The organism is Natrialba sp. PRR66 (assembly GCF_034808065.1).
Lineage (GTDB): Archaea > Halobacteriota > Halobacteria > Halobacteriales > Natrialbaceae > Natrialba > Natrialba aegyptia.
In genome coordinates this window covers 1-275 of the sequence record NZ_JAXHGN010000089.1, presented here as the reverse complement: position 1 = coordinate 275, position 275 = coordinate 1, and the positions used below count along the sequence as shown (strand labels likewise).

The 275-nt window shown below is 68.7% G+C and carries 1 protein-coding gene; it reads right to left on the bottom strand.

The features are described from left to right. Positions 1-275: penicillin acylase family protein (locus SM755_RS23595; RefSeq protein ID WP_323174829.1), on the bottom strand; the 275-nt coding region annotated here is incomplete at both ends.

Below are 275 nucleotides of genomic sequence, written 5' to 3'. Positions count from 1 at the left end.
GACGTTCGTGAACCCCCACGCGCCGGCCTCGTTCTCGCCGATGACGACGAACGGGACGCCAGGGAACGTTACGCCGCGGACGTCGACGCCGTCACCGCGGAGGTGCATCTCGTGCCACACAGGCGGTGCCATCAGCGAGAGGTGGGGGTCGTTGGCGACGATCGGCGCGCCGCTTTCGGTGTATTCGCCGGAGACGACCCAACTGTTCGATCCGATCCCCGGCGGCGACTCGAACTGCCCGAGCCAGTCGACGAGGTCAGGACCGACCGCGCCAC